A 26470-nucleotide genomic window follows, 5' to 3' on the forward strand; every position below is an offset into this window, starting at 1 on the left:
TCCTTTTCCTCCTTTACGGCTCCTGATTCAAAAATGATGCGCGGATAAATCTTGCAGGTGGGGTGAAATTCCCCAGGGGTTCTATTGCCCCGGATCCCTGACCTCTAAAAATAGGTTAGAATTATTCAGGGCCAGACAATCATTGCGATCATCGTTTGGCAAATCTTATTCTGTAAAGTAATGCGATAACAAGTATCGGCAGTATTAAGTCATAGAACCATATATAGGGGCCGATATTGTAAGGCGCAGTGTTGTTTTTAGTGTAATATTCCATTACATGACCTACAAAGCATCCTACGAATAAAACGCTCCACCCAATAATAGTTGCATCCCAGAAACGTCCTCGAATCCAGTAAGAAAGAATTCCCAAAACACCAAATGCTAGGTTGGCCATTGCCATCTCAAATTGAAAAGGACTTCCGGGGGCCCATCCGATAGATCTTGCAATTTCGTCAGCTAAAAATACGTGGGCATAAGCCCCTAAAACGCCCATCAGTCCCACATTGAAAAATAGGAGGTAGGAGAGAAAGGTCTCTTCCGATTTTGGCGAGTACCACTCCTTCTTTAAGGTTAGGCGGCAAATGGTAAAAGCAACTGCAAGGATGAACAATATCACGTTGACCATAAACATTTTCCCTTAGTGTTATCTCTAAGTTTATATGTACTGGATAAACAAAAAAAATGTTATAGAAATTTTCCGAAACATATGAATCAATAACTAAAGTTAGGAAAGTTATTACTAAATGATGAAAGAAGAATTTTACTATCTCTGGACAACAGGGCGCGGCCTTTACGTTCTCTCCGGCCTACTCTTCCTTGGAATTTTTGTTTCGCCTTTGATGATATCGGAAGGGTTAATCTCGGATGTGTTAATTGAATGTGTATTTGCAATGATACTGATTACTGGAGTATTTACAACTCCTTGCAGTATGACCATTAAGCTCGGCATGCTGCTAATAGCTTTTCTGTCCGTTTTTACTAGAATATTACATAAATTTAACCATTCAAATTTCACATTAGCAGTTGCTGATAATATTCTTGCAGTCATCACGCTGGTTGCATTTTCTGTTTTGATTATTAAACATTTTCTTATCGACAAAACAATATTAAGATACCGTATCGCTGCAGCAGTCGCAGTGTACTTGATTTTTGGCGTTCTCTGGGCAAGACTTTATGAAATTGTCTATTTATTCAATCCGGCCGCTTTTCCGTTGAGTGAGAGCATTAATCCTTTTTCCCTCATTTACTTTAGCTTTGTTACGCTGATGACTATTGGTTATGGAGATATTGTACCTGTCAGCATGGCAGCTAGAAGTCTAGCAATGCTTGAAGGGGTTGTTGGACAGCTTTATATGGTGATTCTAATATCTTCCCTTGTCTCTGAATTTTCTGCTTTAGCCATAAAATCTTCTAAAGAACAAAATTGATTCGGACTTGAAAACCTTATTTTTATCCGCCCCTCTATTCTGAAATATCCTAAAGCAAGGTATCACTAGATTTTAGTAGATGAAAAATTCAGAGGGCGTTAGTGCTAGGACCGATTTCTCAAAAAGATCAAATCTTGATGATTGAAATTGCGAAGACCAGTGAAGAAATATTAAATTCCATAAAGTAGAAAGAAAAAATAAATTTTACAAATAAGCTAGCCTTTTCTAAACTTTATTTTTAGACTCTCTTGCAGCATTTTCATAATGAATCCTTTCACATGAATGTAGCAACCAATTAAAGAAAGGGGATTTATGACAAGAATTTCAATATTATTTTTTTCTTTTTTTGTTGCTTTTTCCAATCTTTTGATAGGAAACACACCCGGGCAACAACTTGCCAACTATTTAGGGACTGGAAGTAATCCAAGGCTTCAGCTTCAATTATCAGCGAATGGACCGAACTGGGGAGCCTTCACAATTGATTATCAACAAATTGGAAATGTCCCTTGGAGTTCGGATAGCTCCAGCAATTGGAGCTCATGGAATGTGTATGACACTGCGAGCCCCGCAAATTATTATGGAACAATTACCTTATCAAGCGATGGCAGCTCTGTACAGTGGAACAACTATACTGCAGGAACTAACGGTTATTATTTAGATGGAGTCAATCTCTCTTATAATAATGGAATTTCCGCTTATCAATTGACTGTCAATACCATTTATACGCCAGGAGGCGGAGGTGGCGGTGCAGGACCCTTTCCAAATGCCCCTTTAGCAACACCAGCGGTGTATCCAGGAACTTCCCAACCTATCATCCTCCAAGTTGTGGGCGATCAGATAGTAGATAACAATGGCACACCTATTTTGCTCAAAGGGATCGTCCGGCCATCTTTAGAGTGGAGTGCGACAGGTCAATACCTTTCAACGCAAGATTTATCAAACATTGCTAATTGGAGTTCCGGAGGAACAACCGCACATTCGAATGTTATACGTCTAGATTTATATCAGGGATATTGGCTGAGCTCAGGACCTGTAACACAAAGTGGTTCATATAAACAAATTATCAATGCAATTGTTTACTATTCTACCCAGCTTGGTATGACTGTCATTTTAGATTTGCACTGGGTACAATCAGGGCAACAAAGTCCAATGGCAAATCAAGACTCTCTTACATTCTGGCAGCAAGTTGCTACCGATTATGCCAGTTTTGGGACGGTCTTATTTGAGCTCTTCAACGAACCTTATGGGATAACAACGGATGTTTGGTTGAATGGAGATAGCACATATGTAGGATACCAACAGTTATATGATGCTGTCAGAGGCACAGGAGCTCAAAATATTTGCATAGTGGGTGGATTGGATTATGCTTATGATCTCAGTTTTGTGAATCCAAACTTTTGTGTGAATGGAACGAATATTGTCTATTGTTCCCATCCATATAATTCCAAAGGGCAGCCTGGCTATACAGGGGAAGGGGGAACCTTTCAACAGAATTACCAAGGTGTTTTAGGAAATTACCCTCTTATATTCACCGAATTCGGATGCAATAGTGGTTCCTATTATCCCAACGGTTATAACCAAATTTATTCAAACATACTTGCTTTTGCAAATGCCAACAATGTTCACTATTCTGCCTTTGCGTGGTGGGTGCAAAGCGGTGATCCGCAATTCCCTTGTTTGATTCAAGACTGGACAGGCACGGCCCTTTATGGCGGAGTCAATATTCAGAGCGATCTTGTTCAAAATCCAGGGACTTTAATTGGCACACCTAACGCCTTACAATCTTTTAAGGCACTCCCTGAGATAGCTGGAGTAGTAAATTTTAGTTCTTTGAGGCAAGGGCCAGGGACTTATATATGGAATTTTGGCGATGCATCCAGTCAGACATCACAAAACCCCTTTACTGCTCACAAATATTCCAGAAATGGTACTTATGTAGCGACTTTAACAGTACTTGAAGATGGGCAACCTCCCTTTACTACAAGTAGAACGATACAAGTCACTTCGGTCTCAAATCAAAATGCACGGATGCTAGGAATATCCCCTCCAAATAATGTTAAGGGTAAGCAAGTTATTGATAGCCACCATAAGACTATAAATGTGATTACATGGGAAGCAACGAAATCACAAGATTTTTTCCAAGAACCTGTTTACTACCTTGTTTTTAGAAATGATGATTTGACTCAACTAGTAGGAAAAGTCAACAGTCTAAATAAATATGGAGTGTATCAGGTAAAAGATAGGGCAAAGAACGAAAGCATAACAGTTTATACAGTGGTAGGAGTTGACCCAAATGGTAACTGGTCTATTCCTGTCAGTGTACATGTCCATAAAATATAGGGCTTCTGATGTAGTCATCAGTCATTCACAAAAACGAGCTGAGGTCAATACAATCCATACCTAGAAAAATAAGCAGTCCTGTATTGTCCGTATGAGTAGCTTCCATTTTTTGTTTGTTTGCACTTCAAGAAATAAGTTGGATGGCTACCCTTTGTATAGAGTTACTTTTACCAGCTGAATATTTTTACAGTTTATATTTTACTTCTTTGAGTTCTTCGTAACTGCTTCGTGAACTGGGAGAGCCTACTCTACTTAGAGGTAAGTCTTTGACTATTATCACAAAAAAATTAAAGCTTAAAACTTCCTATACCTTTTTATTGGAATAGCGACATCTACTGAATAATTATGGGTTTATTTAAACATATGAATTTTTTTAAAAAGCCATGAACTGTTCCATTAATTGGGCAATAAAGCTCATTTTTGTTCTAAATTTGTTGGGCAGTCCCGTCTATGGAATGGTGGCTGGAGGACGCCCGAATTCCATTTCAGGCGGTCATAATGCATTTGCAGGCGTTGTTAACCCTGCAAATGCGGTTTGGATTAAAGACCGTTTTGATATTGGGTTATTTTTGGTTCATCAAAAATCATCACTTAATAACCAAGATGACAATCCCCGTTTTAATCCAGGAAAAATCGACCAGACTTACAAAGCTAAGTATTTATTTACAGGGGATGCCGCCATTCATAGGCGAGGAAAAATAAAAGGATATGAATGTTCGATAAGTTTAGCCACTTACACGACACCGGGTTATATAAAGGCACGAACAAAAAAGCCTATTCCTATTTTAGGGAATACACCTATTCATATAGAAGATAAAACTCAGGTCGTTTCCTCTATATTTTCATTAATGCTTAATGAGGATCACTCAATAGGCTTTTCATTAGACTATTTCTATTTATCCCATCTTCGAGACGGCTTTCAAAATTCCGATAATCCGCTCAGATCGGTTTCTCCCGGACACGTCACAAACAATGGAATGGACCATTCACACGGGCTTGGATTAACTTTAGGATGGAGATGGAATATCAATAAGTCCCTTACTTTTGGATTAGCCTTTATAAAAAAAAGTTATGTTGGTCAATACAGGAAATATCGGGGATTTGAGCCTCATTATGCAAAAAATTACATCCCTGAAACGATAGGAGGAGGGTTTACCTATCAATTTACCCAGAAAATTGCAGGGCGTCTTGAAGTTCTTTGGACTGATCTTGGAAATCTTCCAAACTCAAACAACAGTATTTTGCCAAATGGAAAGTTGAATACCAGTAAGCGAGGCTCTACTAAGTCTCCGGGAAGTGGGTTGCAAGATGCGACTTTAATTAACCTCGGACTAGGGTATAAAGTAAATACTATGTTGTCGCTGGGCGCCGGCTTTTCTCATAGGATCAAATTACCAAGAAAGTCCCCATACATTATATCCCATAGTTATATGCGACAAATAACTTATAATCTTATTTCTTGCGGAGTTAATTACAATTATCACCAGCATGATTTTTTCTTAACATTTTCACATGGTTTTGATAATACTCAGTCGGGTTACATGCCAGAACAACTTGGAGGAGGAAAATTCAACTCAATGAAAAATTACAATTCTCTTTCGCTTGCTTGGGGGTACCTGTATTAAGAAAATTATACCTACTTGCATCTCATTCATTGCTTAGAATAAAAGTGGATATAAAAAAGGTAAACTGGTTTAAAGAATTATATTGCACTTTTATTTATACGATACAAAAAATGGAGAAAAATGATGTTTGGCCCATTTAGCAAAAGTCGCCTATTAGCCTTATTAGCGCTTTTATCATTAAATATAATGAATTCTTCTTTAATGGCTTGGGATTGTTGTGATTCCTCCGAATGTTTTGATTCCTGTGAATCTAATAGGATGTATATAGGAGCATTTGGTGGGGGAATATACTCCAACTCTACAAAAATTTCTCAAATGGGAACCGCTTATTTCACAGAGGCTGTAGGTGGTCCTTTGGCTGTATATGCGCAAGGACCCACAAAGAAAACTTCATCAGGATTTGGTGGCGCACAAATTGGATATGAATGGTCTAGATCCCCTCTAAATATCGGGTGCTCAGATTGGTCTATAGCCTCTGCAGTAGAGCTGGAAGGTTATTGGTATAGCTATACCAAAAGAGGACACCTCATTAACCCCACAGACAGATTGCCTGAACACGACTTTTTGGATTCTTTTCAGATGGATGCGGGCGTGTACCTAGCCAACGCTGTATTTTCGCTGAACAATTCCTGCTTTAGGGCGTTTTCTCCGTACGTAGGTGGGGGGATTGGTGCGACACGCATATCCATTAGAAATGCCACATCTTTACAAACTTCACCCGAGGAAGCAGGCATAAACCATTTCAATTCTAAACGAAGCGACTCGTCATGGGCTTTTGCGGCTCAAGCAAAGGCAGGGCTTCGGTATAATGTTTGTGAATCGTTCCACATTTTTGGTGAATATCGCTATTTGTTTGTGGACTCCAGTAATTATATTTTTGGATCGACTGTATACCCTACTCACGCGCCTACCTCGCCTTGGAATGTTAAAGTGCAAAACAGCCAATATAATGCTTTTGTTTTTGGCCTTCAGTACGACTTATAACAAAATTAAGGGTATAAGCACGGCCTAGATGCTGTGAGAAAGCATAAAAAAACCGAATGGTTTGTTATTACCATTCGGTTGTCTTAATAGTCCTGGTGGGGGATTATTAAGGGGGCAAAGCCCCCTTAATTCTACTAAGTGCAGTCTTCAATTATTCTTCTATAGGCACTACTGGATACTCAGCCACCTCACGCCATTCTTTTAAGCCGCCTGGATATTCAAGCACATTGTTATAACCGAGCTCTACCAGCTTATCGGTTAAATATCTTGAAAGGGGGCACGTAAAAGTGTAGCAATAAACTATTATTAGATCATTTTGATTTGGGATGATTTGCTCTAATTCTTCAGGAGAGAACTCATAGGAGGCAAGTCTGGCTCCAGGAATCATCGTCCCATCATTCCATTTATTACCGCGGGCATCCAATAAAAAGAATGAAGTATTTGCATCCATGAGTGCTTTCAGACCACGTGCATCAATATGGCCATAAGGTGTACGTTTAACAGCTTCTTCAGACTGAACACAGCGCGTTCCTTCTCCACTAAGAGCATAACTTGTTGAAGAGGTAACTAAAAATGTAGCTATCATTAAAATTTGCATTATTTTTTTCATATATTCTCCTTTCCTTAGGTTAAATCTTGGTATGTAAGCGAAAAAATTCTAGTAAAAAAGCTTGAAGCTAAGAGCAAGAAAGGCATTGAACTTAGTGATCCCAAGCAAAATAAACATAGAGCTGAAATGATCAAGGTATTAGCAAAAATACCAAGTCCTTCGATAATGTATTTCTTTTTTAGTTTAGCTTGAATATCATCCAGTATTTGAGAAATCTCACTAATTTGTGGATCAGTAAATGTTTCAGTTCTGTCTTTAGTAATTAAGTCATAAAGTTTGTGAAGTTGGAGTTCAATTTCTCCAGGAATTGCTTTCAAAGTTTTTTCTGTAAGCGGCGCCGCTATTTTGGCTTGTATTTCATTGACACCTAATTTTTTTTCTAAAAATGCCTCAAACATTTCTATCCGGACATCGCTGACACTTCCAGAGACTTGATAAGTTTTCGCTATTTGAATGATGCGGGATATGGTGCCTAGGCCAGACATGGCAAGACCAAAAGGGAGTCCTAGAGCGGATAAACTTGCTATAGGCGAGCGCGCGGATAGATCTAAGACTGTATTAACAAAAGTAGTGATCGAATCAAATATATCTATAGTTATAATAGTAAAAGATAATGAACCTAATACAACATCTTCTTTATTATTAATTAGGTAATTTTTGAAAATTTTTTCGGAGATTGATTTTAAAGAAATCAAGCTAAAGGGTATGCTTACGATCGAGAATAATTTTAGGCGTGTTGTCGTTTTCTTAATCCTTTCCGGCAAGTCCTTTCCTAACAAACAGATTAACTGGCAGCTTTTGCTAGCAGCATTTAACAGGTGTCGCGTTAAGATTATAATTTTTCCAAGATAGCTCCAAACCTGATCCGCTTTGCCATAAATTCTTTTTATTTCTGTGCTTATCTGGTTTTGAAAGAAAAATTCATTCCTATCTAAATTTGTCTGATGAACTGTTAATGAGTGCATAGCTAATCCTTAAATAATTAATATCATTTGAGCTTGTCGCTTTAACGACTAATTTACTACATCTGTAGTATTTTTAAATAAAATAAACAAACGCAAATGTCATACAAAGATAATAGTTTAGAATTTGTGATTTCAATTTATCAAATGCTCTTTTTGTCATAAAATCTCTTCAAAGACAATACTACATTTGTAGTATTTTGTGCAACAAGTTCCATTTTCTTAGAAAAAATGGAATATTCTTGACTTTGGAAAACCATGCCACCGCCAGTATTTTTGGCAGTAAATTCCTTTGTCTATCTCGTGTATGAAGTAGCTGTCTAGAACTCATATAGGACTAAGCGTAAGCCTAGTGAGTAATCTGCTCTCGATGATATCCATAAAAGATGTAGGTATCGCAACTGGGTGTTAGAAAATGAAAAAACCGGACGGATCCTCTTTGGGGGAGAGTTTATCCGGTGAAATGCTGATGGCAGGTCAATAATTTGTGTGGTTGCAGAATTAAAGTATTTGAGGGAGTCCGAGGGCCTGTTGCCTTCTGGTGGGGGATTATTAAGGGGGTAAAGCCCCCTTAATTGCCGATGAACGGACAATTATCGAACCAATTTGTCGAAGGAATGCGCAAAATCTATGAGCTCGAACCATTTATAAAAATGGAATCTTCGCTAGCTAGTACCAGTAATAAGGGATCAAAAATTTGCAAAAAGGCTGTTTAGTAGGATTTTAGAAGCTTTTTCACCTTTTTCTTTACCCCCTTCATATCAATAGAACAACAAAGTCAACGACGGAGGGGGTTCTAGGGGGAGATTTTAACCATTAAGCTTTGATGAATGATCGTGAAGAAAATAATCTTTCTTTATGCAGGCGTCTTCATCTTGCAATAGATCCATTTTTAATGCATCGATGGGCTTAACCCAAGTGAATCCTTTATGTTCATCAAAATTAATTCTCACTGCTCCGGGATCCCCTTGCAATTGAGTTCGAAATGCATGGTATACAAAGTGATTTTTTTCATTATATTCGACATAAACAGTCTTTAAAGTTTCAATTGTTTGGTTAGAAATATCCATACCTGTTTCTTCTTTAGTTTCTCTTATTACAGCTTGTAAAGGAGTTTCATTTTTTTCGACTTTACCTCCAGGGATACCCCATTTATTTCCTTCGGATTTATTGTTTTGACGATGAAGAATTAAAATTTGGCCTTTGTATTCAATATAAACTGTAGCAACTTCAACACAGGGCTTAAATTGGGGTGTTGGTTCTAAGTAGACAGTCGCAGAAAGCTTGGTGAGAAGTAATAGAGAGACGATTAAAATCTTTTTCATCCTTAAATGATCCTGTTTGATTGGTGTTTTTCGCTACACTTAACATAGTGAGATATCCCTAAAATAGCATAAAAGCAGAGGAATTTCTAGACATTTTGCAGAAAATATGCAAAAATTAAGTAAACACAAGATTTATATAGGAGAAAATCCCTTGCTATTGCAATTTTCAGTCAAAAACTTTCGTTCTTTCGAGAAAGAAGAAGTCTTGAATCTATCTGCAGGAAAAGGGTCCGAACTACGCGATTCAAACACATTTGAATCTTCTCAAAATCAGCGCCTTGTTCGTTCTGCTGTGATTTATGGGCCTAATGCTGGCGGTAAAAGCAATTTGATTCGAGCAATTTTTTTCCTACAGCAATTCGTTCTCGCATCTTCAACGGCATATCAAGAAAAACAAAAAATCCCACTGCAACCGTTTCGACTGAATGCAAAATCTCAAAATGAACCGAGTGAGTTTTCTATCGACTTCGTTTGCAATGATGTTCGTTTCACTTATCACCTAGCCCTCACTGAAGATCAGATCATAAGTGAAGAACTTTATGCATATCCTAAAAACTATCGTCAAACGTGGTTTACCAGAAAATGGAATCCATCTTCAAAAACATACGATTGGTATCAAGGTCCAAGCTTTAAGGGAGAACATAAAGTTTGGGAACAAATGACGCGAGCCAATGCTCTCTATCTTTCCACAGCCGTGCAATTCAATAGTGAACAGCTAAAACCAATCTTTCTTTGGTTTAGAGATCAACTTGTCATTTTGCTAAAAAATGGTCCTATACAAGAAATTTATTTTAATCCCGATCTTACCTTTCAATTTCTAAAAGATCCCAAAACTGCGCCATGGATTCACAAATTCATGGAATGTGCAGATATTGGGATCGAGAACTTTCATTTGATTGAAGAGGAAGTCCCTCCTTTAAAAAAAGTAGCAGTTAGAACTCAGCACAAAATGCTTGATTCTGATCAAAAAGTGTTTTTTGACTTATTTCTAGACGAGTCAGATGGCACTCAAAGACTCTTTTCACAAGCCGGAGGATGGTTAAAGGCCTTGCGTGAAGGTTTGGTGCTTTTTGTAGATGAACTGGATCTTCATCTCCATCCCAATATCGTTAGATATTTAATAGAGCTTTTTCATAGCCCAAAAACTAACCAAAAAAATGCTCAACTTATTTTCACCACTCATGACACCTCTTTGCTAGACAGTGATTTATTTAGAAGAGATCAAGTTTGGTTTATACAGAAAGATGAACAACAAGCATCTCGACTCTATTCCCTTTTAGATTTTAAACCCCGCAAGGGTGAAGCCATAGGCAAAGGTTATCTACAAGGTCGCTATGGGGCTCTTCCATTCATAGGGAAATTTCGTTTCTCATGACTAGAAGAATTTCCATACGTTCCTATCGGAAGCCTGATACTCTATATTCTCCGCTTGATCTAGTTGTTTGTGAAGGAGAAACGGAAGTAGATTATCTTTGTGAGCTCGCAAGAAGTCTGCGTATTCATGTCCACATATGCAAAGGGGATGGAACCGATCCAAAAAGCATCGTGAATACAGCGAAACGCAAATCTAAAGAGGATGGGGTAAAGTACGATAAGATATTTTGTGTGTTTGATCGAGACAATGACTTTTCAGCTTTTATAGAGGCGATTGAATTATGTAAATCCAAGAAAATTATTCCCATTATTTCTAATCCTTGTTTTGAACTATGGCCCTTTCTGCATTTTCAAATGCGAGAATCCGGATTTGGAAATCCTCAACAAATGTTAAAAGCCTTAAAAAAATTGCTACCTTTTTCCAATTACGAGAAGGATGGGGTTCAAATTTTTAATTCCACCTATTCTCACATTGAAGTAGCGTGTAAGCATGCTGCATTGCTGATTGCCAAGCAACGTAATGACCCAAAGGAAGATCCCTTTACAAATATCCACGTGTTGGTCAAAAGGTTTCAAACTCTCAAAGATGAGCAAAACTATTTTGGAAAAAAATCTCATTAATTTTGAAGAAGATTGAAGAACAATTTGATATTCCAGAATCACAGCAAAATACAAATGATTTGATCGCCGAATTATTTTCAATACGTAAACTACAGAGTGAAATCTTGTCATTTCAGACGCAAATTCCACAAATCAAGGTATTTTCCAGAAAAGAAGTTCGGGTTGAATTCATTGGGGCATTTTTCTCGACATTGCTCGATAAACCTCTACTTCAAAAGGACTCCTCAGCTCAAATTGAAAACATGTATTTCAAAGCAGTTGATTTGGATGAGAATGGTTCTATTCGTTTTGCTAGCAATAATCCATTAAACGTGATTTGGGTAATACAACTTCGCCAAAAAGATGTAAAAATTTATAGCAAGTTTTGTTTGGATTATAAAAGTCAAATCCCTTTAGAGTTCGATTGGTCTTCAATTGATCGGAGGTTGTTGGCGTTAGTATAATATCTGCTATTCACTTTACTGAAACTCAAAAACTTGTTATTCAATGCAAAATGACTGAATAAATTTTCTTACATCTTACGACAATGAATTTTATCTCTTGTCCAAAAGGAGAAAAATAATGAAAAGAATATTTTTTTTATTTCTCTTTATCTCATTACACGCTTCTTCCATTAGAGGAGAAACTTTTAGAGTTCCCGCTACATCAGATACCACAACGCTTGGACTTTTTACACTGAATAAGACACCAGTCGTAAAAATTCGTTCTGGAGATAGCGTTTCTCTTGAAACGTGGAATAGTTGTCTTCATGAAATGGTTTTCAATAAAACAACTCCGGCAGATGTAGCAAAATTTTATACAGAACACGACATTCAAACAAGACGTGGCATGCACACACTAACAGGACCTGTTTACATTGAAGGCGCCGAGCCAGGAGATGTGATAGAAATTCGAGTTATAGACATAAAGTTGAATGATTTTGGATATAATTTCTTAAGCCCTACTCAAGGAATCTTATCAGAGTTTACCAAACCAAGAATCAAATATTTCAAATACAACAAAGAAAAAACCGCTACTGAATTTGTGAAAGGCATATGCTTACAACTAAAACCTTTTCCAGGGATTATCGCAGTAGCCCCTCCTCTTGATTGGCCAAATGGATGGCCTGTCAATTTACAGACTCAAATGGGGCAACCAGTAGCTGGTGAATTTAATTCGGTTCCACCCGGACCTTTTGGCGGGAATTTAGATCAGCCCGAGCTACAAGCTGGTTCAATCATTTTCCTCCCAGTATTTCAAAATGGAGCTCTTGTCTGGACGGGGGATTCACATGCCATGCAAAGCAACGGCGAAATCGATATTACAGCTTTGGAAACCTCATATGAAGGCATTACTCTACAATTTATCGTCAGAAAAGATCTTAAAGCCGAAGGTGTATTTAACAAATCAAAACGAAAAGGAGGAGACGCTTTCAGCTGGCCGATCATTGAAAACTCTACCCACTGGATGATTGTAGGATTAAATGAGGATCTCTTTGAGGCCATGAAACTTGCCTCAAGAAATGCCATCGACTTTTTAGTGCGCACACAAGGCTTCACGTCAGAAGATAGCTACCAATTCTTGAGTATGATCGGTGATTTCGAAATTGCTGAAGCCGTTAATGTCATTAAAAATGTTACTGTACATATTCCGAAAGAGCCCTTCAAACGAATTGGTAAAACTTGCACTCTTTGTTCCGAGGGCTTTTTTCCACTAAAAGCTCCAAAAGTAAATGATGATGTTACATGCAGCCCTCAAGAAGGGATTACGCTTGAATAACAAAGGTGGCAAAATGAAGAAAATAATTACATTGCTATTTCTCAATCTATTGCTCTTGGCAACAACAGGATTTGCTCAAGATATTATTCTGGATAACCAAACATCCTATCCGAATAAAGATCAGAAAAAAAATATTGCCATTCAATGGGCAGATTCTGCAAAAGAGGTTGACGACAACAATAAAGCATTGATGTATGGCTTTAAATTAAACCCAAGCAGCATACAAAACATTGCTCAATCGGGAAAAGTCAACTTAAATATCCCTGAAAAAGCTAAGCATTTCAGAATACTCGCCTGGTCGAAAGAAGAGGGAGGTCCAGACTTTATAACCAATTGGGTCGACATCGAACCAAACAAAATCTACAGCCTTGAACAAGATCATTTGTCCCCCACTGTTCTCATGGTAGGCTCGGGATGTTGATGATAAAAAATGTGGTTTTTACTATCCAGTAAAGACTGGTGGAAGCGAGCAATTCTTGTTATTTGATTCGCAACGCGGAATAAAAAAGTAAGATTTCAAAGAATTTCATCCTTCTGGGGAATGATTAAGGGACAGCTGTCCCCTTAAGGTTTCATCGAGGGGTATTTTCCCTAACTTTTCATTTAACTTCATCTCATTATATAAGAGACGTAATGTGTAGAAAAATTTTTTAAATTACCTTTCTGATAGCTGCTTTAGCTCTGTAATTGTAGGCGGGGTTTTTGTGATTTCTTTGCGCATGAATTTCAGTTGATGTTGCTCCAAAAAACTTAGTGCTTTTTGACAAGTTGAACATTTAGAATATACGTAGAAATTTTGTCGAGGCGAAGCTTACGTATCAGGATTCCAAAGGATGTCATCCTTTGGCAGGGGGATTATTAAGGGGGACAGCGTCCCCCTTAATTGCCGAAGACCGGACTCGAACCAGCACCTAGTTTCCTAGAGTAGATTTTGAGTCTACCGCGTCTACCATTTCGCCACTCCGGCAGAGTAGGGATGAAGTTAGTTTAGGAGAAGGGAGGATTTTGGGGAAGAGAATTTTGATTAATTGCGGTAAAGGGGCTGAGGAGTGTAGGTGACCCGAGTATTTTTCGATTCGTCCCATCGAACTTGGATAGATAGGTAGGGGAAGTTGTGGGTATTGTCTTTGTTGCGGCCTTCATAGGAGAGGTAAGTTTTGATGAAGATTTCTTTGTTAGAGAGGGGTTTTGTTCTGAGGTCGCTTTTATCGGAGATTTGGAAGGCGGTGAAGTCTTTATCTGCACTTTTTGAGGGGTGTGAGGTGTAGTAATCCCTGATCCATTCGATAATCTTTTGAGGTTGCCGTTCGTAGTTTTGGACGTAGAAGGAGACTTCGGCCCCCATGATGTGTTTTGAGGAGTAGTTTTTTGGAGAGGGGTCTACGTAGGCATTATGTTCGGGGCAGCGGTGTCCGCTGGTGATGATGACAGGTTGTTGAGCTCGGTTTTGTATATAGTTCAAGATATCGATCAGAATAGGATAGACAAATTCCTTACCGTCGCGCACGGGGAGGCTATGTTGCATGTCGCCTTCGCAGTCGTAAATGCGATGTTTCTGTCCGTTTTTATCTAGGATAAGAGGGGGGTTGCATAAGCAGCCTTTGCAGCGGAAATGGTATTTGGTGATAGCATTTGGATCTTTTGAAGTCCAAGGGTAGGCAGGTGGAGGCTGTGAGTGGGCAGCCAAGGGGATGAAGCGGAATTCGTCCTGTTTGCGGGTGATGTATTCACCGGTTTGAATGTTCTGAGGAGTGGATACAGGGGTGTTTTCAGGGTTTCCGCAGGCAGTCAAGAGCAAAAGTAAAAATGATTTTTTTAAGATCTGCATCTATTTCACAGATATGTTTAGCTTATGTGAACTATATCCGAAAAAAGGAATTAGTGAACTAATATTCTATTTGAGATAATATGACTGCTTGTTTTTCAAAGGTGAGTGAAATGGAAGAATATCAGTTATTCATGTTTGATTTTGATGGTCTCTTAGTAGATACGGAAAGGGGGCATTATGAAGCTTACCGCCGCATGTGCAGAAATAGAGGAATCGATTTACCATGGGATTTTACGAAATATTGTAGTTTTGCTCACTACAGCCATGATGGATTGCAGCATGCATTGTATAAAGAGTTTCCTGAGTTATTAGAGCAGGAGCCGACGTGGTTAGTTCTATATAAAGAGAAAACTAAAGCCATTATTGAACTTTACCATGAAGGAGCCATTACGCTTATGCCGGGGGTGGAAAAGTTCTTAACATTGTTGGCAGACAAAGACTATAAGCGCTGTGTAGTCACACATTCTGCAAGCGAGCTTGTTCAGGTATTGCGTAAGCAACATCCGATCCTAAATACCATTCCGTATTGGATTACACGTGAACACTACAGTAAGGCTAAGCCGGATCCTGAATGTTATATCACTGCCCAGCGTCAGTTGATGGATCCTGATGGCAAGGCTGTCGGGTTTGAGGATACAGTCCGTGGGTTGCGTGCTGTGATGGGAAGTGGTGCGCAAGGGGTACTGGTCACTTCCATGGAGTATCCGGAAATTCCTCATGTGGTCGAACAAGGCGCCTTGCATTTCGCTTCAATGGATGAGGTTAAAGCCCAGTGCTTCTAGTTGTGAAGATTAATAGAGGACATCCACTAAAAACAGACCGTGAGCAGGCGCTGCTGAGCCTGTAGCGGTTCTATTTCTTGCAGATAGGAGGGCAGGGATGTCGTCAGCGCTGCGTTTCTTTTTGCCTACTTCGATCAGGCAGCCGGTAATATTACGGACCATTTTATACAAAAAGCCATTTCCTTCGAATTCTAAGGCTAAGCCGTCAGAAGTTGTAATAGCATCTAATCGGTAGATTGTGCGTGTGGTATCCGTTTCCGGTTTGCTGCTGTCCCGGATATTTGCAAAAGAACAGAAATCATGAGTACCTACAAAATAAGGTATGGCCTGATGCAAGGCTGCTAAATCGAGGGGTGCAGAGATATGCCAGCTATAGAGACGTGTAAAAGGGTTTGCTAAAGGGTTTAAAGTCAGATGGTAACGGTAAATTTTCTTAGTTGCGCTGTAACGGGCGTGAAAATCATTCGAAACAGGTACGATTTCTTTGATGCGAATTTGAGGAGGCAGGAGACCGTTTAAGCTTCCTAAGACTTTGAATAGGGGGATGGGTTTTGAAGTGTGAAAATGGGCTGTTTGGGCAAGGGCGTGAACACCTGCGTCGGTACGGCCGGATCCCACAACATAGGCGGGTTGGCGAAGTATTGTGGTAAGTGCTTCATTTACAAGTTGTTGTATTGAAGTAATTTGGGGTTGTATCTGCCAGCCGCCAAAGGGCGTTCCATCGTAAGCCAACACCATTTTATAGGTGTATTTTTCAGGATCATTCATATTAAGAATGACTCGGCTAGGGGGATATCCTCCGGCGTTGTCAATTTGATGTTGCTGTAACTACCCATTACAAGGGTGGGGCGATGTCCAATGCGTTCCACTAAAGCGGCGTCATCGGAGGCATCGAATTGGGTATTAATGGGGTCATGGAAGGCTTTCAAAAGAAGATCTAACGTGAAAATCTGGGGTGTCTGCGCTTCCCAAAGGAGATTGCGGTCGGGAGTTTGCTCGACATGACCGGAAGTGCTGGCGAATTTAATGGTAGACTTAACGGGTACGGCGGCTAAAGCGGCACTTGAGAGGGTTGCAGCGGCGATGATGCGTTCCAGTAGGGGTAAGTCGATGAGAGGGCGTGCGGCATCGTGAACGGCGATAAGTTGAGGTTTGGTCTTAAGGGCTTTTATTCCATTTAACACTGAATCTTGACGCCTTTTTCCAGGTAAAGCGAAAGTGACGTCATGTTGTACATAAGGGTGGTAAGCTTCTGCGCAGACAACAACAATTTCAGTGAGATGGGGAACTTGTTCAAAGAGATCAAGTGAATAGTTGATGACGGGCTTGCCTTTCAGTGAAATGAATGGTTTGGGAATAGATCCACCCATGCGTGTAGCAGAACCGCCTGCAAGAAGGATAAAGGCCACTGAAGCATTTTGCGTCATGCCTGTACCAAAGTTAGGCAGAGGATTTCAGGAGGAGCGAACCAGCGCAAAGGAATTAAGCTGCCGATACCTCTATTGACATAGAGCCATTTATTTGCGGTATGGATCATGCCTTTTTTAAGGGAGGGGTTTTCCATTGAGAGGAAGCGTTTTCCTATAATAGGGAAGTTGATTTGTCCGCCATGAGTATGTCCGGAAAGGATGACAGCGCCGGGAAAATGTACTAAGTGGGGTGCGCAGTCGGGGTTATGTGCAATAATGATGCCGGGGAAGCGTTCATCCCATAGTCTAAAGGCATTTTCAGGATCAAAACGTCCTAAGGAGTATTCTCCTAATCCGGCAATGTTGAGAGCGCTTCCGTTGATTGGAATCGTTGAAGACACGTTATGCAACAGGCGGAAGGGAGTTTTAGCTAAGAGTTGGAGTAGTTCATTGTGCAATGGTACATTGTGCACATCTATGCGCATTGCATTGGGGGCTTTTGAACGTGAAAATATCTTACTTAACCCTCTGGAAACAGCGGATTTATCGGTGGATGATATTGCATATTCACCTTCTTTATTTGTGGAGACAAATTCAGCGTAATCATGGTTTCCCAATACAGCAAATGATCCATAGCGAGCTTTAGGAAAAGAGTTAAGAAATTGACTTAGCTTTTCTTTTGACTGCGCGTCTAGCTGAGAACGACAAAGGAAATCGCCGGAAAAGATGTTAATATCTGCTGAGAATTTGGCGGCTTTCTTCTGGACTTTAGCGAGGAATTTATCAGAACTGTCAGAGCTAATATGTAGATCGCTAAATTGTAAGATGCGGAGGCCGTCTAATTCAGCGGGCAAATCTTTAATTTTAAGCGTGACATAGTTGGTTGACAGGATATTGGGCTCGCAGTAGCGAGGCCATATGCCGATGATGGATGCTATGCAAAGAGCATCGAAAACTTTATGTGAGGAGGGTTCTGCTTTATTCATATAGACTAAGATATACTAATGGGATCTTTAGGACAATTGATAAATGAAGCGTAGTTGATCAGGAAATAGGCGATGATTCAGGGCAAGCAAGAAAAGGATTCTCTAGCAGAAAATATTCTGCTAGAGAATAAAAGAGCTTAGCGAGCGTGTGCTAATTCAGCATCTTTAATGTGCTTAGAAATAGCGCTTGTCAATTTGAACATATCGATTGGGCTATTTGATCCTAGCACTTTACCGAGTTTTGCATCGGGAACGATGTTACGTTTGTTTTGGGGATCTTGTAGATTGTGTTTTTTAATGTAGTCCCAGAGTTTTTTTGTCACTTCTGTGCGTGGCATTGGGCCGTGCCCGACGATTTGTGCCAAAGCTTCACTAACTTGTACAGGCTTCATGAAAGCTGAAGGTTTTTTGTCTTTTTCTCTCGTCATGATACTCTCCTTAGAGTTGAAATAACATATTCAATTGTGTTAATCCAGTGTCCTGGTGCATTTTGAGATGTTGGCGCTGGGAAAGTAACATTGCTGAAAGGATCTAAGAGAAACCTTTCTTTCCCGGTGTTTCAGTCGAAATCTTATCTTTGTACCCTTGTCAAATCGACAGGTCAGCGCTAGATTAGGCATCGAATCAACCCTAATTCGCCATACATGACACTTGTCGCTTTTTTAACTGGGGCTTGGTTAATAGTCAAAACATTTATATAAATTTTATAGGTCTGAGTGTGTGAAGGGAATCCTGAAAAAGGTATATCTCATTGAGAATAAATGAGGTAGTATAATATTCACAAATAGAATAAACATAATTAAAAGAGAATGCATCCCTTATATTTGGATTTTGTGACACCCTTTGATGCAACCCATTTTTTTTATTTATTGCATTTGTTGAGACACCCCGTTAAGCTCCTTAAATATATTTTGAACATCTAATGAGACTTTAGGGTTTGGAGAAATCAATATGAGTTTATCCCACGGAGCTTCTAAAAAATCTTCAATAGATATTAGCTCTTTAGAGAGATTGTTGGGACAATGGCATAGCGCATTGAATGCCACAGAGAAAGAAGAGCTTTTGCGGGAGCTGCCGGTCGTAAAAAAAATCTTCAATTCTTACCCTGCTTTAGTAAAAGAGATAGCTAAGTTAGAGAGCGAGCCCCGTCTAGCCGTTTTGCAAATTCTTGCCTTGGACCAATCAGAAATACTCTTTGGTGTATGCCATCAGATGGATGACAATAAAAGGAATAATTTTAGCAAGGTTGTAGAGATCTTGCGCAATACAGATCATTTTTATTCTTCCATTGGAGGGATCTTAGGATACCATCTAGCTATCTTACGTAAACTGGAAGCTAAAGATGCCAAAACGCACCACTATGAATTACCCCCGACATATGATGTTAGGGAGGATCAAAATCTGCGAAGAAGTGTTATCAGATCCGGCATAGAAGCCATGAATGCTTTGTCAGAGATCTATGTTGTGGGGGGTGCGGCAGATAGGTTGGAATTAAAAGATCCTCTAACAAATATCCCTTTGCCCGCAGCTATGCTCCCTTACTTAGGTAATACATTATTGGAAGGATTACTTAGGGATTTGCAGGCTCGTGAATATCTTTATTTCAAGCTGATCGGTCGACAAGTTGAAACGCCTTTAGTGATGATGACCTCTGAGAGTAACTCAAACCATCAGCTTATTGAGGACTATCTCAAGCAAAAAAGTTGGTACGGCAGAGATCCTGTATCATTCAAAATAGCGACACAGCCGCTAGTCCCCTTGATTTCTACGGAAGGCAACTGGTGCGTTGAAAAAGAATTCACACCCTATTTAAGACCGGGCGGACATGGTGCATTATGGAAGATAGCTTTGGACGAAGGCGTTTTTGATTGGCTGATCAAGCAAGGGAGAAAGTATACGCTCATTCGCCAGATAAATAACCCTGCTGCAGGGATAGACGGAACTCTGCTGGCATTTGCAGGAATAGGTTCTAGTCAAAAAAAGACGTTCGGATTTGCTGCCTGCGAGCGTCTTCCCGGTGCATCTGAAGGAGTAGATGTATTAGTGCCGCATGTGGAAGATTCTTTGGTACGTTATTCCATCACAAATATAGAATATACAGACTTGCCTAAAGAGCTTCAGCCTGGTCAAAAAGGCAGTCAAGTTTATCCTGCAAATACCAATATTCTTTTTGCAGATATAAAAGCAATAAAGCACGTCATCACAGCCAATCCGCTCCCTGGGTTAGTGATCAATATGAAAACAACTGTTTCGACTCCCTTAGGTGAAGTGCAAGCGGGTAGGGTTGAAAGCTTAATGCAAAATATTGCTGATTCAGTTTTATCAGCACCTTTTGCAAATGGCGTAAAACCTACAAAAGATGACTTGCCCTCTTTTGTGATGTTGAATGCACGACAAAAGACAATTTCTACAGCAAAAAAAGCATATAAAGAGGGGAGTGGATTAAATGAAACGCCTCAGGGCGCCTACTACTATCTTCTAAATGCTTATTATGAACTATTGAAAGTCCATTGTGGAGTAGAAATACAAGGTCCAGGCACTGAAGAAGAATATTTGAAAAATGATTGGGGGTTTCTAGCTTATCTACACCCTGCCCTAGGACCTCAATTTGAAATCATCTCACAGAAAATACGCGGCGGCAATTTTTCAAAACACTCTGTTTTAGAATTAGAAATTGCTGAATTAGATTTATTTAATATCGAACTAAACGGTTGTTTAAGGGTGCGTGCTGATACTCCACTAGGTGAATACTCTTTGGGAAGACTTGCCTATAGCCATAAAGGGGGGAAATGTACCCTAAGGAATGTAACGATATTGAACGAAGGCGTGGAAAGAGCGGATGCGATACCTTGGAAAAAGGAGCTAAAATATAAAGAGTGCTTAGAGATTGTTCTGCACGGAGATGCGGAATTCTATGCGCAAAATGTGACTTTTAAAGGGGCAAAGAGATATGAAGTTCCTCCCGGTTACCGTTTGAAGATATCGCAAAACGAAGAAGGTATCAGAGAAAGTTTACAGAAAATTTCCTTTCCATCCTGGTGGTGGCATTATAGCTTTGCGGCTGACGGAACGGTAGTTCTAAGGAAAATGGCCCAAGCCTAAAGATAGATGGAGTGCGAAACTAGGCCGCACTCCATGCGAGACCCGCAAGAAAGTCTTAAACCAGCAAAGCGCCGACGTAAGGAACAGTCTTAAGGAATGCAACGCCAGAAGCAACTTTTGAAAGTGCTAATGCGCTTGCAGCTTGAGGACCAATAGCGAATACAACACCAGCTGAAACAGCGCAACCTAAAGCGATGGCTTTGAAAGTCCAACGAGCATAACAGTTAGGATCTGTGACTCTACCGTTAGCAGGATTTACGGTTGGTTGAAGGCTTTTAAATTCAGTAATAGCGAATGCAAGTACAGCGCTTAGTAGGAATGTGAAGCCAGCGCCAGGGCCGGTAGCCCATGTAGCTGCCGCAGCAACTTTAGGTGAAAGGTATGCATAGCTATGACCCGCGAAAGTTTTAGCTTCTCCGGCAACATATACTATTTTAGTTCCGACTACTTTTGAACCAGCAACTACGCCTTCAGCTACAGCTTTTGAACCAGTAACTACGCCACTAGCTAAAGCTGATGTACCATTATAAATTCCGTTACCGACATAGGATCCGTACGAGACTATCCCACTTCCTACAGTACCGAATGCAGCTTTTACGCCTTCTAAACTTAAAGTCATGATTTACTCCTGTTAATATTGTTTAAGTTAAAACAACTAGCATAAATTTACAGTTATTTATTTGCAACTGAATTATTTATAATCCTCTTTTGATTAAATCTTTCAATAAAAGGACATCCAATACAACTTGTTTCGAAAAATTGACAAAAATCAAAATGTATTTGCAATGCCCCTTGAGAGGCAAAAGTATATTTCAGAATGTTTCCATTGGAGGTGTTTCCGAAAAATCTATTTTTTAAATAAGTAGTTTTATAAGTGTATTCACTTAATAAATTAGTATAAATATGACAATAGGATTCATTACTTGAATTTTCATAATTGTTATTGTAATAGATGTAAGGAAGTAGTACGTTAACCATCATTTCTTTTTTAATTTGTTCGCCTAATAGTACTAATGGTTTAATAATAATGTCATTTTTAGAGTTGTCCTCTTTATTTATTTCAAAAAAGTAATGGGTATTCCAATACTCGCAGTGATAACTCGGCAAAAGATTTTTCAATTTTTCCCCTAGTTTTTTCCAATCGCCAGGTTTTGTGCAAAGGGGGTGGCTTTCTTTCCATTCTTTGCACAACATTTCTGGAAGTGTCTTGAGAGATGTGTCTGTAAGTAAGAATGAAAGCGCTGCTATGCGCCTGATAGGGTTATGCAAGGGACGTGTTCGTTGGGGAAAAAGCTTCAATTTTGGGATGCCTAGCTCCGGTCGCTGTTCCCATAAGTGCAAAAGTGTTCTGTATTTCTGAGAATTTAGCCATTTTTCTTGATGAGAATCCTCAAAGTATCCACAAGCGCCCAATGCATACGCTTGATATTCTTCTGTTGTATACGTTCCCTGCAGCTGGGAAAGTGAAAGATAAAGCTGCAAGAAGATGCTGCTATTATGGGGAAAGCCCAGGCAGCGTGCTAGTGCTGCTGTCAGTGATTGTTCTGGATTTTCTGCCAATGACGAAATTTGTTTTCCTTTTTGATGAATTCTCCAGAATGAGGCGCTCGTCAGGAAATGTTTAATCTCATCCTGAGTAAGGGTATTGAAAACTGCTGAGGAACAATTCCCTGTTCCCAATAAAGGCTTGTAAGGATAAAGATCTATATCAATGACCTGGAGTATTTTTTGATGAGGGATATTTAGTTGATCTTCTAAATAAACACAGGGGATTGTTTTACCACTCTCTGTTGTGAGGGGGGTGATGCGGGGATGGTTCCAGAAGGAAATATGCAAAATCGTCTTATTGTAATGGGGATTAGTATGATGGGTATGGGCTTCCCATCCGGAATCTGTAAGGTGCATTTCAATATCCCCCCGATATTCGCATCCCTCTATAATTAAGTGGGCTTTAAGAAAATCAGGTCCGGAAGAGGCATTCCATTGCCCCGGTGAAAGAACAGTAATTTTCTTTCCGCAATAAGTAATTAATTCTTTAAAATAAATTTGTTCCCACCAGAGAGCTTGTATATGTCGTTCGGTAAGAGTTAAATATTTTCCTTTACTTTCTGCTGCTGAGATAGAGGCGTTTTTTACTGGGAGTTGGACGAGTTGAGGGTATAAATCTAGCATCTGAAATTCTCGCAAAATTTTAGGTTTTGATTGTTAAGGGGCGCGAGAAAATATTCAAGGAGATTTTGACTTTTAGAGGGTTCTGTGTTATGTTCTTAACCACAATAATAATTTAAGAGCTTGATCATGAATACTGAAGTGCAAGAAAGATTAGCGCAATACGATCGTAAATTAACGCATCTTTTGAGGTGTCTTTGACTTTGAAGGCAAAGAAACTAAAGTCAAAGAACTTGAAGTCCGCATGGAAGAGCCCTCGTTTTGGGATGACAATGCAACTGCCCAAAAAGTCATTAGTGAATGCAACCTCCTGAAAGAGTGGACGGTGCCCTTAAAATCGCTTAGCACACGCTATAATGATCTTGAAGACCTCCTAAAAGAGGTGAATGAAGCTTCTGACCCACAGTTTTATAGTGATCTACTAAACGAATTAGGAAGCATTGAAAAGCTTCTGGCTGACCTTGAAGTGCGCAGGATGCTTGCCGGAGAGCTGGACGGCAATAATTGCTACTTATCGATTAATTCCGGAGCCGGCGGCACAGAATCTTGCGATTGGGTTTTGATGCTTTCACGTATGTACCAACGCTGGGCCGCCCGCAAGGGGTGGGCTGTGGAAGTCGTGGATGTTCTGGACGGCGACGTTGCAGGAATCAAGAGCATTACGATGAAATTTACCGGTTCTTTTGCTTACGGGTATGCTAAAGCTGAAAAGGGAGTGCATCGCTTAGTAAGGATATCACCGTTCGATTCCAATGCACGCAGGCACACTAGCTTTGCCTCTGTAGACGTATCGCCGGAAATTACTGACGATATCCAAGTGGAAATACGTCCCGATGATGTGAGGGTAGATACTTACCGCTCTTCCGGAGCGGGTGGACAGCATGTTAACAAAACTGATTCGGCCGTACGCTTGACACATATGCCCTCAGGAATTGTTGTAGCATGCCAAAACCAGAGAAGCCAGATTCAAAACCGTGAGACCTGCTATAAGATGCTCCGTTCAAAACTCTATGAGATGGAAGTAGCGGAAAGGGAAGCTAAAATTCAAGCTTTGGGTGGCGAGAAAAAAGACAATGCATGGGGTAGCCAAATACGAAACTATGTTTTTCAACCCTACACATTAGTCAAAGATACACGTACAAAAGTTGAAAAAGGTGATATTCTTTCCGTCATGGACGGAGATATCGATGAATTTGTCAACGCCTATTTGATGGAGTCGGGATGAGCAGCATTGAACTGAAAAAGATACCGGGTTTAGAAATTCGATTAACCACGTTGGAAGACGGCGCCTATCTAAAAGAATGGCTAGGTGACCCCGCTGTTGTCCGCTGGTTTCCCATGAGCGATACTGTCGAAGTCGACGACGCAACTATGCGCTGGATAAGCTTTGCCCGTTATCATTGCAGCGTGACAGCTGTAGTCGATGGCAAGCCTGCTGGACTGGCGACGTTATATTTACAGCCATATAGAAATTTGGCGCACCAGTGTGAGTTCGGTATTATCGTTTCACCTGAGATGCGGGATAAAGGAGTAGGTTCCCATCTGTTGAATAGCCTGATGTATTTGGCGAAGGAGCGCTTTAAAATCGAGGTTCTCCATCTTCAAGTCTATGCCGATAACCCGGCAATCAGGCTCTACCGCAGGTTTGGCTTTGTAGAGTTTGGAAGACAAACGCACTGGGTTAAATCTATGCAACCTGAGGGGAACGTAGAGTATATTGGAAGAGTTTTTATGGAGCGTTTTTTGTAGGGGACTATGCAAGAGTGTTTTCAAGATTATTTACAAAGATTATTAGGTAATAAGTTAGATCTAAGAATTAATGACAACCGCAGTACCATGTTGAGCGTAAAATGGGAACCGGATAGAACTAAAGTATCTTTACACAGGATGTTTTTAGAGGCACCCCGCAATGTTATGGATGGGCTGGCATGCTATTTGAACCGCGAGGATGAAAGCATCCCCAAAGCTGTCCGGCATTATATTGAGGAAAACTTAAAAAAGTTAGACTATTCACATACCATTGACAAGTCTGATTTGTCTACGCAAGGGGCTTGCTTCAATTTGAAGATGCTTTACGATAAAGTTAATGATGAATATTTTAATAATGCTATTGACCTGTTAATCACTTGGTTTGGAAAACGCAATTCCAGAAGCAGCCAACGCTCCAAATTAACACTTGGACTTTATCATGATCAGCTTAAGCTAATTAAAATTAACAGATTCTTAGATGAACAAAATATTCCTGAATATCTAGTGAATTTTGTTATCTACCATGAAATGCTGCATTTTGTTTGCCCTTCTTATATCGATAAAAAAGGCATCCATCGCATACACTCAAAAGAATTCAAACAATTGGAAGAAAAGTTCAAACAGTTTGATGAAGTCCAGCAATGGATTCAAGAAAACCAAATGGAATTATTCGCTTAGAGGTTAAACATGGCCGGACACAGCAAATGGGCAAATATTAAGCACCGCAAAGAGCGCTCGGACGCAAAGAAAGGGAAGATCTATTCCCGCATCGCAAAAGAAATTATCAGCGCTGTAAAGGTGGGCGGGGGCCCTGATCCAAAAGGAAATCCCCGTTTAAGAGCTGCCATCATTAAGGCTCGAGAAGCTAACGTTCCCAATGATATTATCGATCGCAACATCAAAAAAGCCGCAAGCACTGATCAAGCAGATTTTGTGGAAGTAACGTATGAGCTTTATGGATACGGTGGCGTAGGGATCATCGCTGAAGGCATGACTGACAACAGAAACCGCTTTGCTTCTGAAATGCGCATTGCTACGAATAAAAGGGGCGGTTCTATTGCGACTCCAGGCTCTGTCGCATTCAATTTCGATCGCAAAGGGGTCATCCAAGTCAAAAAACATGAGGTCAATGAAGATGATCTTTTCATGGCAGCTACAGAAGCTGGTGCAGATGATTTTGAAGCGGAAGAAGAAGTTTTTGTTGTAACTACAGACCCCTCTTTGTTGTATAGTGTGAAAGATGCTTTAAATACCAAAGGGTACGTCACTCCGGAATGCGAACTTGAGATGTGGCCTAAAGCTGAAGTGGAATGCGACGAAGAAACTATGCAATCCAACCTTGCCCTCATTGAGTGGTTGGAAGGTATCGAAGATGTGGACGTCGTTTATCACAATATGAAAGCACCGGATTAGTTTATC

Annotated in this window: 26 protein-coding genes and 1 tRNA gene; 15 read left to right on the forward strand and 12 right to left on the reverse strand. The window is 40.0% G+C overall.

Going from position 1 to position 26470, the window contains the following annotated elements:
- Nucleotides 1–148: 148 nt before the first annotated feature.
- Nucleotides 149–625, reverse strand: coding sequence for a DUF6790 family protein (locus tag WC222_07050; protein ID MFA6916137.1), 477 nt, complete (start codon nucleotides 623–625; stop codon nucleotides 149–151).
- Between the two features lie 118 nt (nucleotides 626–743).
- Here WC222_07050 and WC222_07055 point away from each other — a divergent pair, with 118 nt between their 5' ends.
- The 4 genes from WC222_07055 to WC222_07070 all read left to right on the forward strand — a co-directional run bounded on the left by WC222_07055 (nucleotide 744) and on the right by WC222_07070 (nucleotide 6376).
- Entirely contained in the window at nucleotides 744–1427 is a 684-nt protein-coding gene (locus WC222_07055) for a potassium channel family protein (protein ID MFA6916138.1), read from the forward strand.
- 312 nt (nucleotides 1428–1739) lie between these two features.
- Nucleotides 1740–3767 carry a cellulase family glycosylhydrolase gene (locus WC222_07060; protein ID MFA6916139.1) on the forward strand — a complete coding sequence of 676 codons (2028 nt, stop codon included), beginning with the start codon at nucleotides 1740–1742 and terminating at the stop codon, nucleotides 3765–3767.
- A gap of 383 nt (nucleotides 3768–4150) precedes the next feature.
- Nucleotides 4151–5392, forward strand: coding sequence for a hypothetical protein (locus WC222_07065; protein ID MFA6916140.1), 1242 nt, complete (start codon nucleotides 4151–4153; stop codon nucleotides 5390–5392).
- A 186-nt stretch (nucleotides 5393–5578) separates the two neighbouring features.
- Nucleotides 5579–6376: an outer membrane beta-barrel protein gene (locus WC222_07070; GenBank protein ID MFA6916141.1), complete on the forward strand. Its 798-nt coding sequence runs from the start codon at nucleotides 5579–5581 to the stop codon at nucleotides 6374–6376.
- Between the two features lie 151 nt (nucleotides 6377–6527).
- Here WC222_07070 and WC222_07075 read toward each other — a convergent pair whose 3' ends face one another.
- The 3 genes from WC222_07075 to WC222_07085 all read right to left on the reverse strand — a co-directional run bounded on the left by WC222_07075 (nucleotide 6528) and on the right by WC222_07085 (nucleotide 9273).
- Nucleotides 6528–6986, reverse strand: coding sequence for a rhodanese-like domain-containing protein (locus WC222_07075; protein ID MFA6916142.1), 459 nt, complete (start codon nucleotides 6984–6986; stop codon nucleotides 6528–6530).
- A 14-nt stretch (nucleotides 6987–7000) separates the two neighbouring features.
- Entirely contained in the window at nucleotides 7001–7951 is a 951-nt protein-coding gene (locus tag WC222_07080) for a hypothetical protein (protein MFA6916143.1), read from the reverse strand.
- 806 nt (nucleotides 7952–8757) lie between these two features.
- Nucleotides 8758–9273, reverse strand: a complete 516-nt coding sequence (locus WC222_07085; GenBank protein ID MFA6916144.1) for an NUDIX hydrolase — start codon at nucleotides 9271–9273, stop codon at nucleotides 8758–8760.
- Nucleotides 9274–9379: 106 nt separating this feature from the next.
- Between WC222_07085 and WC222_07090 the strand changes: the two genes are divergently transcribed.
- The 5 genes from WC222_07090 to WC222_07110 all read left to right on the forward strand — a co-directional run bounded on the left by WC222_07090 (nucleotide 9380) and on the right by WC222_07110 (nucleotide 13447).
- Complete coding sequence (locus WC222_07090) at nucleotides 9380–10648, forward strand: AAA family ATPase (protein MFA6916145.1); 1269 nt, start codon at nucleotides 9380–9382, stop codon at nucleotides 10646–10648.
- On the forward strand, nucleotides 10645–11268 hold the full coding sequence (locus tag WC222_07095) for an RloB family protein (GenBank protein ID MFA6916146.1): 624 nt from the start codon (nucleotides 10645–10647) through the stop codon (nucleotides 11266–11268). The genes WC222_07090 and WC222_07095 overlap by 4 nt, the downstream gene beginning before the upstream one ends.
- Before the next feature lie 2 nt (nucleotides 11269–11270).
- A complete protein-coding gene (locus WC222_07100) occupies nucleotides 11271–11711 on the forward strand; it encodes a hypothetical protein (protein MFA6916147.1) in 441 nt (146 codons plus the stop codon).
- Nucleotides 11712–11829: 118 nt separating this feature from the next.
- A complete protein-coding gene (locus WC222_07105) occupies nucleotides 11830–13026 on the forward strand; it encodes an acetamidase/formamidase family protein (GenBank protein MFA6916148.1) in 1197 nt (398 codons plus the stop codon).
- A 13-nt stretch (nucleotides 13027–13039) separates the two neighbouring features.
- The gene (locus tag WC222_07110; protein ID MFA6916149.1) at nucleotides 13040–13447 is read left to right on the forward strand and encodes a hypothetical protein; all 408 of its coding nucleotides are present in this window, start codon (nucleotides 13040–13042) and stop codon (nucleotides 13445–13447) included.
- A 463-nt stretch (nucleotides 13448–13910) separates the two neighbouring features.
- Here WC222_07110 and WC222_07115 read toward each other — a convergent pair.
- Nucleotides 13911–13993 (reverse strand) — tRNA-Leu (locus tag WC222_07115).
- Between the two features lie 57 nt (nucleotides 13994–14050).
- A complete protein-coding gene (locus WC222_07120; protein ID MFA6916150.1) occupies nucleotides 14051–14854 on the reverse strand; it encodes a D-Ala-D-Ala carboxypeptidase family metallohydrolase in 804 nt (267 codons plus the stop codon).
- A 110-nt stretch (nucleotides 14855–14964) separates the two neighbouring features.
- Between WC222_07120 and WC222_07125 the strand changes: the two genes are divergently transcribed.
- Complete coding sequence (locus tag WC222_07125; protein ID MFA6916151.1) at nucleotides 14965–15636, forward strand: HAD family phosphatase; 672 nt, start codon at nucleotides 14965–14967, stop codon at nucleotides 15634–15636.
- Nucleotides 15637–15645: 9 nt separating this feature from the next.
- On the opposite strand, the gene truA is transcribed toward WC222_07125, so the two are convergent.
- The 4 genes from truA to WC222_07145 form a co-directional block, all read right to left on the reverse strand.
- Nucleotides 15646–16404: a tRNA pseudouridine(38-40) synthase TruA gene (truA, locus tag WC222_07130; GenBank protein ID MFA6916152.1), complete on the reverse strand. Its 759-nt coding sequence runs from the start codon at nucleotides 16402–16404 to the stop codon at nucleotides 15646–15648.
- Nucleotides 16401–17063 carry a 2-C-methyl-D-erythritol 4-phosphate cytidylyltransferase gene (ispD, locus tag WC222_07135; GenBank protein MFA6916153.1) on the reverse strand — a complete coding sequence of 221 codons (663 nt, stop codon included), beginning with the start codon at nucleotides 17061–17063 and terminating at the stop codon, nucleotides 16401–16403. Before ispD ends, truA begins: the two co-directional genes overlap by 4 nt.
- Nucleotides 17060–18031: a UDP-2,3-diacylglucosamine diphosphatase LpxG gene (gene lpxG, locus WC222_07140; protein ID MFA6916154.1), complete on the reverse strand. Its 972-nt coding sequence runs from the start codon at nucleotides 18029–18031 to the stop codon at nucleotides 17060–17062. The genes ispD and lpxG overlap by 4 nt, the downstream gene beginning before the upstream one ends.
- A 137-nt stretch (nucleotides 18032–18168) precedes the next feature.
- On the reverse strand, nucleotides 18169–18459 hold the full coding sequence (locus WC222_07145; GenBank protein ID MFA6916155.1) for an SWIB/MDM2 domain-containing protein: 291 nt from the start codon (nucleotides 18457–18459) through the stop codon (nucleotides 18169–18171).
- 523 nt (nucleotides 18460–18982) lie between these two features.
- Between WC222_07145 and WC222_07150 the strand changes: the two genes are divergently transcribed.
- A complete protein-coding gene (locus tag WC222_07150; GenBank protein MFA6916156.1) occupies nucleotides 18983–21133 on the forward strand; it encodes a UTP--glucose-1-phosphate uridylyltransferase in 2151 nt (716 codons plus the stop codon).
- 55 nt (nucleotides 21134–21188) lie between these two features.
- Here WC222_07150 and WC222_07155 read toward each other — a convergent pair whose 3' ends face one another.
- A complete protein-coding gene (locus WC222_07155) occupies nucleotides 21189–21752 on the reverse strand; it encodes a hypothetical protein (protein ID MFA6916157.1) in 564 nt (187 codons plus the stop codon).
- 53 nt (nucleotides 21753–21805) lie between these two features.
- Nucleotides 21806–23305 carry a DUF2851 family protein gene (locus WC222_07160; protein MFA6916158.1) on the reverse strand — a complete coding sequence of 500 codons (1500 nt, stop codon included), beginning with the start codon at nucleotides 23303–23305 and terminating at the stop codon, nucleotides 21806–21808.
- A 126-nt stretch (nucleotides 23306–23431) separates the two neighbouring features.
- On the opposite strand from WC222_07160, the gene prfB reads away from it, so the two are divergent.
- From prfB to WC222_07180, 4 genes are all read left to right on the forward strand, one after another.
- Nucleotides 23432–24527 (forward strand): peptide chain release factor 2 gene (gene prfB, locus WC222_07165; GenBank protein ID MFA6916159.1). Its coding sequence is split into 2 segments (ribosomal slippage): nucleotides 23432–23500 and nucleotides 23502–24527, totalling 1095 coding nucleotides; the frame shifts between segments, so codons are not numbered across the junction.
- The gene (locus tag WC222_07170) at nucleotides 24524–25051 is read left to right on the forward strand and encodes a GNAT family N-acetyltransferase (protein ID MFA6916160.1); all 528 of its coding nucleotides are present in this window, start codon (nucleotides 24524–24526) and stop codon (nucleotides 25049–25051) included. The genes prfB and WC222_07170 overlap by 4 nt, the downstream gene beginning before the upstream one ends.
- 6 nt (nucleotides 25052–25057) lie before the next feature.
- Nucleotides 25058–25729 (forward strand): SprT-like domain-containing protein, encoded by a 672-nt coding sequence (locus WC222_07175; GenBank protein MFA6916161.1) that lies wholly within the window; start codon nucleotides 25058–25060, stop codon nucleotides 25727–25729.
- Between the two features lie 9 nt (nucleotides 25730–25738).
- Nucleotides 25739–26464 (forward strand): YebC/PmpR family DNA-binding transcriptional regulator, encoded by a 726-nt coding sequence (locus tag WC222_07180; protein ID MFA6916162.1) that lies wholly within the window; start codon nucleotides 25739–25741, stop codon nucleotides 26462–26464.
- The last annotated feature ends 6 nt before the right edge of the window (nucleotides 26465–26470 follow it).

Source organism: Parachlamydiales bacterium (assembly GCA_041671045.1).
Lineage (GTDB): Bacteria > Chlamydiota > Chlamydiia > Chlamydiales > JABDDJ01 > JABDDJ01.

What these genes read in the sequence shown, in the direction of transcription:
- WC222_07175 (MFA6916161.1), top strand. Translation starts at nt 25,058, where the DNA reads ATGCAAGAGTGTTTTCAAGATTATTTACAAAGATTATTAGGTAATAAG.
- WC222_07075 (MFA6916142.1), bottom strand. Translation starts at nt 6,986, where the DNA reads ATGAAAAAAATAATGCAAATTTTAATGATAGCTACATTTTTAGTTACC.
- truA (MFA6916152.1), bottom strand. Translation starts at nt 16,404, where the DNA reads ATGAATGATCCTGAAAAATACACCTATAAAATGGTGTTGGCTTACGAT.
- WC222_07160 (MFA6916158.1), bottom strand. Translation starts at nt 23,305, where the DNA reads ATGCTAGATTTATACCCTCAACTCGTCCAACTCCCAGTAAAAAACGCC.
- WC222_07180 (MFA6916162.1), top strand. Translation starts at nt 25,739, where the DNA reads ATGGCCGGACACAGCAAATGGGCAAATATTAAGCACCGCAAAGAGCGC.
- WC222_07065 (MFA6916140.1), top strand. Translation starts at nt 4,151, where the DNA reads ATGAACTGTTCCATTAATTGGGCAATAAAGCTCATTTTTGTTCTAAAT.
- WC222_07125 (MFA6916151.1), top strand. Translation starts at nt 14,965, where the DNA reads ATGGAAGAATATCAGTTATTCATGTTTGATTTTGATGGTCTCTTAGTA.
- WC222_07120 (MFA6916150.1), bottom strand. Translation starts at nt 14,854, where the DNA reads ATGCAGATCTTAAAAAAATCATTTTTACTTTTGCTCTTGACTGCCTGC.
- WC222_07145 (MFA6916155.1), bottom strand. Translation starts at nt 18,459, where the DNA reads ATGACGAGAGAAAAAGACAAAAAACCTTCAGCTTTCATGAAGCCTGTA.
- WC222_07060 (MFA6916139.1), top strand. Translation starts at nt 1,740, where the DNA reads ATGACAAGAATTTCAATATTATTTTTTTCTTTTTTTGTTGCTTTTTCC.
- WC222_07095 (MFA6916146.1), top strand. Translation starts at nt 10,645, where the DNA reads ATGACTAGAAGAATTTCCATACGTTCCTATCGGAAGCCTGATACTCTA.
- WC222_07050 (MFA6916137.1), bottom strand. Translation starts at nt 625, where the DNA reads ATGGTCAACGTGATATTGTTCATCCTTGCAGTTGCTTTTACCATTTGC.
- WC222_07150 (MFA6916156.1), top strand. Translation starts at nt 18,983, where the DNA reads ATGAGTTTATCCCACGGAGCTTCTAAAAAATCTTCAATAGATATTAGC.
- WC222_07170 (MFA6916160.1), top strand. Translation starts at nt 24,524, where the DNA reads ATGAGCAGCATTGAACTGAAAAAGATACCGGGTTTAGAAATTCGATTA.
- WC222_07080 (MFA6916143.1), bottom strand. Translation starts at nt 7,951, where the DNA reads ATGCACTCATTAACAGTTCATCAGACAAATTTAGATAGGAATGAATTT.
- WC222_07105 (MFA6916148.1), top strand. Translation starts at nt 11,830, where the DNA reads ATGAAAAGAATATTTTTTTTATTTCTCTTTATCTCATTACACGCTTCT.
- lpxG (MFA6916154.1), bottom strand. Translation starts at nt 18,031, where the DNA reads ATGAATAAAGCAGAACCCTCCTCACATAAAGTTTTCGATGCTCTTTGC.
- WC222_07110 (MFA6916149.1), top strand. Translation starts at nt 13,040, where the DNA reads ATGAAGAAAATAATTACATTGCTATTTCTCAATCTATTGCTCTTGGCA.
- WC222_07155 (MFA6916157.1), bottom strand. Translation starts at nt 21,752, where the DNA reads ATGACTTTAAGTTTAGAAGGCGTAAAAGCTGCATTCGGTACTGTAGGA.
- WC222_07070 (MFA6916141.1), top strand. Translation starts at nt 5,579, where the DNA reads ATGAATTCTTCTTTAATGGCTTGGGATTGTTGTGATTCCTCCGAATGT.
- ispD (MFA6916153.1), bottom strand. Translation starts at nt 17,063, where the DNA reads ATGACGCAAAATGCTTCAGTGGCCTTTATCCTTCTTGCAGGCGGTTCT.
- WC222_07055 (MFA6916138.1), top strand. Translation starts at nt 744, where the DNA reads ATGATGAAAGAAGAATTTTACTATCTCTGGACAACAGGGCGCGGCCTT.
- WC222_07090 (MFA6916145.1), top strand. Translation starts at nt 9,380, where the DNA reads ATGCAAAAATTAAGTAAACACAAGATTTATATAGGAGAAAATCCCTTG.
- WC222_07085 (MFA6916144.1), bottom strand. Translation starts at nt 9,273, where the DNA reads ATGAAAAAGATTTTAATCGTCTCTCTATTACTTCTCACCAAGCTTTCT.